The 8,652-nt window shown below is 61.1% G+C and carries 6 protein-coding genes and 1 pseudogene; 4 read left to right on the top strand and 3 right to left on the bottom strand.

Going from position 1 to position 8,652, the window contains the following annotated elements:
* Positions 1–86: 86 nt before the first annotated feature.
* Both HNQ08_RS18200 and HNQ08_RS18195 read right to left on the bottom strand, forming a co-directional pair.
* Positions 87–1,265 carry a hypothetical protein gene (locus HNQ08_RS18200; RefSeq protein WP_184135308.1) on the bottom strand — a complete coding sequence of 393 codons (1,179 nt, stop codon included), beginning with the start codon at positions 1,263–1,265 and terminating at the stop codon, positions 87–89.
* 355 nt (positions 1,266–1,620) lie between these two features.
* Positions 1,621–2,583, bottom strand: coding sequence for a tyrosine-type recombinase/integrase (locus tag HNQ08_RS18195; protein WP_229790241.1), 963 nt, complete (start codon positions 2,581–2,583; stop codon positions 1,621–1,623).
* A gap of 88 nt (positions 2,584–2,671) precedes the next feature.
* On the opposite strand from HNQ08_RS18195, the gene HNQ08_RS18190 reads away from it, so the two are divergent.
* The 3 genes and pseudogenes from HNQ08_RS18190 (at position 2,672) to HNQ08_RS18180 (ending at position 4,472) form a co-directional block, all read left to right on the top strand.
* A complete protein-coding gene (locus HNQ08_RS18190; protein WP_221284285.1) occupies positions 2,672–3,052 on the top strand; it encodes a helix-turn-helix domain-containing protein in 381 nt (126 codons plus the stop codon).
* A gap of 8 nt (positions 3,053–3,060) precedes the next feature.
* Positions 3,061–3,603 (top strand): VapC50 family PIN domain-containing toxin, encoded by a 543-nt coding sequence (locus HNQ08_RS18185; RefSeq protein WP_184135304.1) that lies wholly within the window; start codon positions 3,061–3,063, stop codon positions 3,601–3,603.
* Between the two features lie 53 nt (positions 3,604–3,656).
* Positions 3,657–4,472: pseudogene (locus HNQ08_RS18180) on the top strand (IS5 family transposase).
* 17 nt (positions 4,473–4,489) lie between these two features.
* Here HNQ08_RS18180 and HNQ08_RS18175 read toward each other — a convergent pair.
* Positions 4,490–4,762: an Imm32 family immunity protein gene (locus tag HNQ08_RS18175; protein ID WP_184135301.1), complete on the bottom strand. Its 273-nt coding sequence runs from the start codon at positions 4,760–4,762 to the stop codon at positions 4,490–4,492.
* A 557-nt stretch (positions 4,763–5,319) separates the two neighbouring features.
* Here HNQ08_RS18175 and HNQ08_RS18170 point away from each other — a divergent pair.
* On the top strand, positions 5,320–8,649 hold the full coding sequence (locus HNQ08_RS18170; protein WP_229790245.1) for an ATP-binding protein: 3,330 nt from the start codon (positions 5,320–5,322) through the stop codon (positions 8,647–8,649).
* Positions 8,650–8,652: the final 3 nt, after the last annotated feature.

Raw genomic sequence — 8,652 nt, 5'->3', positions numbered from 1 at the left:
CGTTTGAATTCGGCGGTGTAGGTGTTTCTGGTCGTCATGGGGTTGCCTCCTATGGTGAGGCTTAACTCCACCGACTCAAAACTGGCTCAATCCCACGGCGCAAGGTCTTGAGCATTGAAGGCATGCAACCACCGCTTCATGACTTCGTGGAGGGAAACGGTGTCCTTGTCCTCAAACGAGATCACGCGCGTCCAGAACGCGAACGGAACCCACACCGGAATATATTGACCCCATCGGGCCGCCACCTGCGCCAGTTGTGGCGCGTCGTTAAGCAGATCAAGGGCCAAGAAACGCAGCAAAGTGCTCTTGCCGGAGCCAGGTCCCCCGAGGATCACGTGAGCATCGTGCTCAATCAGCCAGCTCTCCAGTTCCCGCCGCCGGTTGTCGGACGAGACACGAATGGTGCGTCCTTCCCGGCGGTGGCGCCTCGCATCAGGTTCATCCTCGGCTTCGAGTTCTATTTCATCTGGGCTGTAAGGCAGTTCGTTAGGCAGACTGTCGGGAGGCGTATCGAGAATGTCAGGTAGGATGAATCTTTCACGAAGCGACGGCGCACGGACACGAGTGGCGTCAGTCAGAGCTACACCAGAGTCATGTTGCTCAAATACCGAGGCGTAGAACGAGCAGAGCCCCTGACGCAATTGTAGAAAGTTTGGGGCGTCGAGACGATTACCAAGAGCGAGAGCCGCATCTTTGCCGCAAAAAGCCTCGACCCAGGGACGCCCGAAGAAGTCGTCCACAACTTCAGGCGCCTCTTTAAGGAAGCGGTTTAATTCGTCCGCATCCCAACGTTTAAATTCGATGTTGTGGGCTTTTAGCGCCTCCTGCTGGTCGCGGAACATGTCGTCCCGCTGCTGTCCCCGCAGGCTTTCCATCGTGCACAACACGAAAATGGAGATCCGATCACGCCTCACAAATCCATCTGCTTCTAAGAATTTGTCGACAGCTGCTTTGATGTTTGCAGGACCGAACTCCTTGACGCGCTTGCACTGATACACCACGTACTTTTCACCGTCGAGCTCACGCGCGTATAGGTCGATACCTGCCTGTGCGTCGCCCTGCTCACCATAGAGGCGGCAGCCCTCGACGGCTGTGTCTCGGTGGGCGAGGCGGAGACACAGCCGTTCAAAATCCTGCCAGCTTAGCTCGTGGTACGGCAGGCCCTGCAGGCGAGGGTCAACGGGAGGATTTGGGCTTTTCTCGATTGGTTGGGAGAGCCAGGTGGGCAGGGACTCCAAGGCTTGGGGCGCAACAGGCGGGGTCACGTCTTCCACAATATCCGGCTCGCCTCTCCTATGACGGTTCTGTCAAGTTGAGTGTTTAGTGACCCATGTTACTTTATATTAGTAGTTTTTAAATTAATAGATTGAACTCTATTTATATAAGAACATAATACTAAGCATGTTTTGGCCCAGTTCTTGGAAGATCCAGTCGAGTTCCAAGACATCTAAACTCATTATTCACATGCTGTCCGATTAACTTGACAGAACCAAACTCTTCAAGATGTCATCGGCTGAGCGCTTGACATGGAGAGAGGGTCTTAGCTCTTCATTGTGTTGAGCGATAAACGTCTCGATAGCTTCTTTAAGTCTATCTATCGAATGGAACCTTTCAGTACATTCACCAGCCTGTCATCCGACGGCGCAGTTCCTCGTCGCTCCATTTGGCGTAGATCCTGGCCGTCTCCAGCGCAGAGTGTCCCAGATGACGGGCGACGTCATCAAGTGACGCCCCTTCCCGTGTCAGCCGAGTCCCAGCGTAATGACGGAGCGCATGGTGACCCCGGTACGGCACGCCGGCGCGGAGACATAAGCGCCGCAATCGCTCGACTGCAGCCGGATAGCTCCCACCGACCACCTGGTCACTCTCGGGGAGAATCGTCAAAGCCGCAGCCAGGCTCTCCCCTATCACCACCCGCCGCTGCTTCCCGCCTTTGCCCTGCCGAACCGTCAATTCCCGGGCCGCGGGATTCACATCCTCCCAGCGGAGCGCTAGTGCCTCGCTGACCCGCAGCCCGCCGTGGGCACACAGCAGCAGCAAGACGCGCATGCGTGGGTTTGCAGCTTCCAGCAGGGTTTGGACCTCAGCGTGGGTATATGGCGTGCGCTTATCCCAGGCCGCGGTCTTATCCCGCACCGGTTTGACATCGGCAAACGGAGCCACACCAGTGACTTCTGCCCACCGCAGCGCGGAATACAACAGCCGGACCCCGGCGAGTTGGACCCGGGTGCTCGAGGCACTCAGCCCTCCGGCTTCCACGGACCGGATAAAACGCACTCCATCGCCTGAAGTCGCCCGCAACAGATTGACAGCCTGGTGTGCCGAGTAATCCAAAAATCGGTTGACTGCCCAGCGGTATGCTTTGAGGGTTCGGGGACTGGTAGCGGTCCCGCTGGACCCGTGCAGGGTGAGGTAAGCCTCGGTCAGATTCCACAGGGCTTCAGCATCCTGGTCTCGGCAGGCCTCCACGCCCCGGCGTCTCCTCTCCTCGGGATTGAGGTCGATCCATGCTCTTGCCCGGTCGAAGACCTCCGCCCGGTAGACCTCCAGTTCCATGCCCATGACCCCATAGATAACATACATTAACTACGGCTCGCCTCGATTTCGATGGTGATTTTGCTTATTTCGCTCGTTTCGTTCATTTCGTAAGATGGGGACAGGAGGCCCAGCCATGACCACCCCCTTCCTCCCCACCCCCGCCGACACCGAAGCCGCCCGCCAGCAACTTCTCCTAATCCGCAGTGCTCCGCTGCCCAACCGGCTCGCCAGCATCCTCGAAGATCTCCTCGGACAACTTGCGGCTGGCAAAGCCGTTCAGGTGGTGACCCTCGAACCAGAGATCACCACCCAGCAGGCCGCTGAGCTCCTGAAGGTCAGCCGGCCCTACCTGGTCAAACTCGTCGAGGAAGGAACGCTACCCCATCGCAAAGTCGGTCCACGGCGCCGCCTGCACCTGGAAGACGTCCTCGCGTACAAGGCCCGCCTCGATACGCAACGCCAGCAGGCACTGCAGGCACTCGCCGATGACCTGCAGGAGTTGGGCCTCGACTGATGGGTCCCGTGGCCCTGCTCGACGCTTCCGTCCTCTACCCTTCCCTGATCCGCAATCTGTTGATGCATCTGGCCACCGCTGGGCTGATCGGTGCCCGGTGGACCGAGACGATCCACGACGAATGGATCCGCAACCTGCTTGAAGACCGCCCGGATCTCTCGGCAGACCGGCTTCAGCGGACGCGGCAGCAGATGGAAGCCGCGGTGCCTGACGCCACAGTCCGCGGGTACGAAGTCCTGATTCCAGATCTGATACTGCCTGACCCGGATGACCGCCACGTCCTTGCGGCGGCCATCACGGCAGAAGCTGAACTGCTGGTGACCTGGAATCTGAAAGACTTCCCAACATCGGCGGTTCAGCGCTATGGCCTGGAGGTGCTTTCTCCAGATGATTTGGTCACCCGCCTGCTGGTCAACACTCCTGAGGAAACGAAAGCAGCGATCGAAGCGCTCCGGCTCAGTCTCCGTCGTCCTCCCTACTCTCAGACACAGCTGATCGAACGGCTGGCCCAGGTGGGTTTGGTCAGATCGTCTATTCGAATAGGTAGCTAATTTTCTATATCTCTAGGGCGTGTGCTCATGGGGACTCAATAGCCTGAAAGGCTTTGAGTGAACTTCACCGCCACGACCTTAGAGACGACCAATGGGCTGTGTTGCAGCCTCACCTCCCCGCAGAACGCGGATTTGGAGGTCGTCCGCGGCTCAACGATCGCGTGTTCTTTAATGCCGTCCTCTGGCTCCTCCGTACTGGTGCACCCTGGCGTGATCTCCCACCCTGCTACGGCAATTGGAGTTCAATAAGCACACGCTTCTACCGCTGGTGTAAGCAAGGCGTGTGGACAAACCTGTTGTCACGGCTTCAGCAACTCGCAGATCAGCAAGGCCAGATTGACTGGAGTAAGCAGTACATCGACTCAACGATTGTCCGGGCACATCATCACGCTGCAGGCGCACGAGGTGGTCAACAGGATGAAGCACTGGGGCGTTCTCGGGGCGGGTTCAGTACCAAGGTGCACCTCAAATGCGAGGGGCAGGGCAAGCCTCTTGCTCTCCACCTCACCGGGGGTGAGCGGCACGAAATGGTCAGCTTTCGTCCACTCCTTGATGCTGGGCGGGTCAAACGCGCTGGAGTGGGACGGCCGAAGCACCGCCCTGAGCAGCTTGTCGGCGATCGAGGGTAGAGCAATGGCATAGCCCGCAAGGAACTTCGGCGACGTGGGATTCGAGCGGTGATCCCACCGAAGCAAGGCCAGCGACACGCGACACAGTACGACCACATGGTGTACCGCGAACGGAACCAGATCGAACGCGCCATTGCGTGGCTGAAACGGTTTCGGCGCGTCGCAACGAGGTACGACAAGAGGCGCTGTCATTACACAGCGTGGTTCGAAGTGGCTGTCGCAATGACGTGGATCCGCTGACAGAATTCAGGCGAGGTCTACGGCTGCTCCGGGAACTTCATGACCGTGAGCGGAACAGATCCTTCTTCAAGACTGTTCCAGTCTTCCAGGTGCCAGTGGTGCCAGTCCTGCACGCCGTCAACAGTGAGTCCTAGAAGCAGGCGAGCGAGTGAACGCAGACCGGCGTTGTTTGCTTGCAGGTATACCTGGCCATCCTCAATGCGAAGGGCGATTTGAAATCCTTCGTCCCATTCGGGACCGAATCCACCTTCGGGACTGTAGTCGGGCACATCGAGGGAGAGCATCGGCATGTCCCGAGTGTACGTGTCGATCCCGGCCATCGCTTGCCCATGAGCACACGCCCTAGAAACCTAATGAGCCGATCTCCTCCTGCTCTTCTGTCCCTCACGGAAAGACCGATGGCTGGAAAGTGCGGAAAGGGGTGCCGATTGGTTCGCTGGAATGTTTTCCCGGCAACCCAACCGGCACTCTAGGACGCCTCTCCACCCTCCGAATGGGTCTGGACGTCCCTGGCGGCGAGTCACCTCTTCCGGTCGGTTATAACCCGTCTGGAAGAGGTGATGAGGCAGGGTTGTGTCAAGTTAACTGAACGTCATGTGAAATATGAGTTCGAGCACGACCACATCTGTGACGGACCAAGGAAAAGTTCCCATTTAGTCCTTCTACTTTTTGTCTGAGTCTAAACTCGATCCTGTGAACTCGTAACTGGCTTACCTGAATAAAGTAACATGTGTCTCTAAATACTTAACTTGCCAGAACCGTCTCTCTTGTACTTTCATGCCTGGCCGGGAAGTGAAGCAATACACCCTCCTTGGCACCTTCCCGCTACACTTTGACCGTGTCCTCAATGTCTTCTTGGCAAGTGGAGGTGCTGGGCACGCCTCGCTTGCTCGGCGCCGGCGCGCAGGCCCAGTTGCTGGAGCGTAAGCCAAGCGCGCTTTTGGCCTACCTTGCGTTAGAAGGTCCAACCAGCCGAGCGAAACTCGCCGCGTTGCTGTGGCCCGGGGCAGAGGAGGCCAAGGCGCGCAACAGCTTGTCCCAGACATTGCGCAAATTGCGCCTTGCCTGCTCGTCGGACTTGATGATCGGGCGAGGCGAGTTGCGTCTGGCGGACGGCGTGCGCGTGGACGCGTGCGCGCTGCGTGAAGCGCATGCGCGCGGACGCCTCGAGGTGTTCGTGGCCTCATACGGTGATGTACTCGCTTCCTTCGACTTCGATGACTGCCCGGAGTTTGAGGACTGGCTGCTGAGCGAACGCGAGCGGTGGCAGGGGTGGCGGCGTAACGCCCTGCGCGCCCTGGCCCTTGACGCGGAGGCTGCCAGCGATCTTGACGGCGCCTTGGGGTGGGCACGGCAGTTGCTTGCTGTTGATCCCGCCTCCGAAGAAGCGTACGTGCTGGTGATGCGTCTGCAACTCGCCCTCGGGAACCGCGCGCGCGCATTGGAGACGCTGCGTTCATGCGAAGAGATGCTGGCACGCGAGTTCGGCGTGCCGCCAACGCGGCAAACCCGCGAGCTCGCTCGCCTCATCCGCGAGGGTGCTGCGCCGATCGATGACGCACCGCAAACTTCCTCAATTCCGCTGTCCGTATTGCGCCCACCGCTGTTGGTGGGCCGCGAGCGTGAGTGGGCCTTGATGGAAGAAGCGTGGGCGAAAGGGCAAGGCGTGTGCCTCGTCGGGGAGCCGGGCGTTGGCAAATCGCGCCTCGTGCAGGAGTTCGCGCGCGCGCACGGCGGAGACTTCTATTTCGAATGCCGCCCTGGCGACGAACAAGTGCTGTACGGCTTGACCATCCGCATGCTGCGCAAGATTCTGAGTAAGTACCCTCAGCTTTCGTTCGAGCCGTGGGTCACGCAGCAACTCGCTTATATCCTGCCGGAATTCGGGTCGGCGCTGCCGATGTCCTCGCAAGCGGACAGGGTGCGCTTTTACCAAGCCATGACAGAAGTGGTGCAGGCTGCGATTCAAGCGGGCATGACCGTGCTCGCGTACGACGACACGCATCACTTCGACGATGGCAGCGCTGAAGCGCAGCTGTTCATGTGGGGCGCGCTCGGATGGGGTGACGTGGACGCGCCGTTTCGCATCGTGTTCAATTCACGGCCGCAAGAGTACACATCGGTCGCGGCGCAGGCCCTCACGGACCTTGTGCGGACGGGCCGGGTGCTCGTCATCGAGCTGGGGCCCCTCGCACCTGACGCCGTACACCACTTGGTACAGAGCATGAATGTGCCGCAGTTGGCGCCAATCACAGCTGATCTGCAGCGCTACACCGGGGGAAATCCGCAGTTCCTGCTAGAAACCGTCAAGCACTTGATCGAGACCGGTGAACTTGAGCGCGGCTTTCCCAACCGCCTCACGCCTCCAGGGCCTGTTCAGGATGTCGTCATGCGACGCCTCGGGCGTTTGTCTGCTACCGCATTGCACGCCGCGCAGGCGGCGGCCGTCCTGCAAAGCGACTTCACGCTCGAACTCGTCGCGGAGACGCTGCGCAAGCCGCTCCTTGACGTGCTGCCCGCATGGCAGGAACTGGAGCGCGCGCAGATGCTCGGCGAAGGCCGTTTCAGTCATGACCTCGTGTACGAGGCAGTGGAGGCCAACCTGCCCACGTGTGTGCGTGAGGCGCTACACCGCAGCGCTGCCCGGGTGCTTGACCGGCACGGCTTTCCGCCCTCTCGAGTGGCGCGCCACTGGCTGCAAAGCGGCGAACCGCTGCACGCCGCGCCGAAGTTGCGGGAAGCCGCCGACCTCGCGCGGAGCGCCTTGCGCTTCGTGGACGCGGCGGAACTGCTTGAGCAAGCTGCGGCGCTGCTGGAAGCGCACGGAGATTTGGACGGGGCGTTTGACGCACGGCACATAATGACGCGCGACTTCCTCAAGGAATTCGACCTCGGCGAGCGATACGAAGCGTCCGTGTCGCGTTTATTCGCCCTCGCGCGGACTGAGGGGCAGCGGGCGCGCGCGTGGCACTGCCAGGGCCTGTTGTCCAGCCGCCGCGGCGAGCACCGCACCGCCTTTGAAGCGGCGCGGGAAGGCTGCGCGCACGCCGAGCGCAGCGGCGCTGAAGACGTACAAGCGGAGTTGACGCAGTTCTTAGGCATCGTCGCTTTGCAAGCCAATGAGCTGGACGCCGCCACCGTGGCGTTGCGGCGCGCCGCCATCCTCAATGAACAACTGGGGCGAGTCAGTGGGCAGCTTTCGGCCTTGCAAAACCTCGGGGTGGTGCTGGGCAAACTCGGACGCTACAGCGAGGCCGCTGTGCACCTGCGGGCGCTCATCGAACACAGTGAGCGCGCCGAGCGGCCCGTCATTCGCATGCACGCCCTGACCAACTTAACGTTGACCTTAAGCCGGGCGGGGCGCAAGCGGGAAGCGCGAGCGCACGCCGTCGAGGCTTTAGAGCTGATCGACAGGATGCAGGGGCGGGAGATGAACCGGGTACTCGCGCTGTTGTCATTGGGCGCCATAGAACGTGACCTTGGGCGGTACGGCGAGGCGCTGAACGTGCTGGAGCTGGCGCGGGAGGCGAGCGCAGCGTACAACGGCTTTGCCGCCTCGCTGGTGCTGCGGCAAACCGCTTCGGTGTACGCCGCGCTCGGCGTCTTCGAACAAGCGGAGGTGCTGGCATGCGAAGCGCTCGCCGCGGCCCAGGACGTGGCGTTCGAGCGCGCCGAGGCGCTCCTGGCGCTCACAGCCTTACGGGCCGAGCGGGGCGAGGACGCGACCGAGTTGCTGCGCGAACTGGGCGCCTTGCGCGCTCACCTTGGTCCCGATGACACTTTGCGGTTGGACTTGCTGCGGGCCCGCTGGGATGACCAGGCGGACCTTGCGCAAAGCGAGGCGGTGCTGCGCCGCGTGCGCGCCTCTGAAGGGGGCGAATTGCTGAGCGTGGCCGAGATGCAGCACGCCCATCGCCTCGTTCGGGCGGGGCGGGCTGATAAGGCGCTGCCGCACGCGTTTGAGGCGGCGCGTCTGCTGGACCACCTCGACCCCTTGGAGGAACCACGAGCCCGTTTGGCGGCGCGGCATGCAGCCGTCCTGAGCGCCGCCGGGCATCCGCACGCGGCCGAGGCCGCGCGTCAAGCGGCGCAGTCAGCGCGCGCCACGGCCCTGCACGTCCCGTCTCAATACCGCGAGGCGTACGTGGCGTTTGTCCTGCAACCCAGCCCAATTTAAGCC

The organism is Deinococcus humi (genome assembly GCF_014201875.1).
GTDB lineage: Bacteria > Deinococcota > Deinococci > Deinococcales > Deinococcaceae > Deinococcus > Deinococcus humi.
This window is presented reverse-complemented; position numbering and strand designations above follow the sequence as displayed.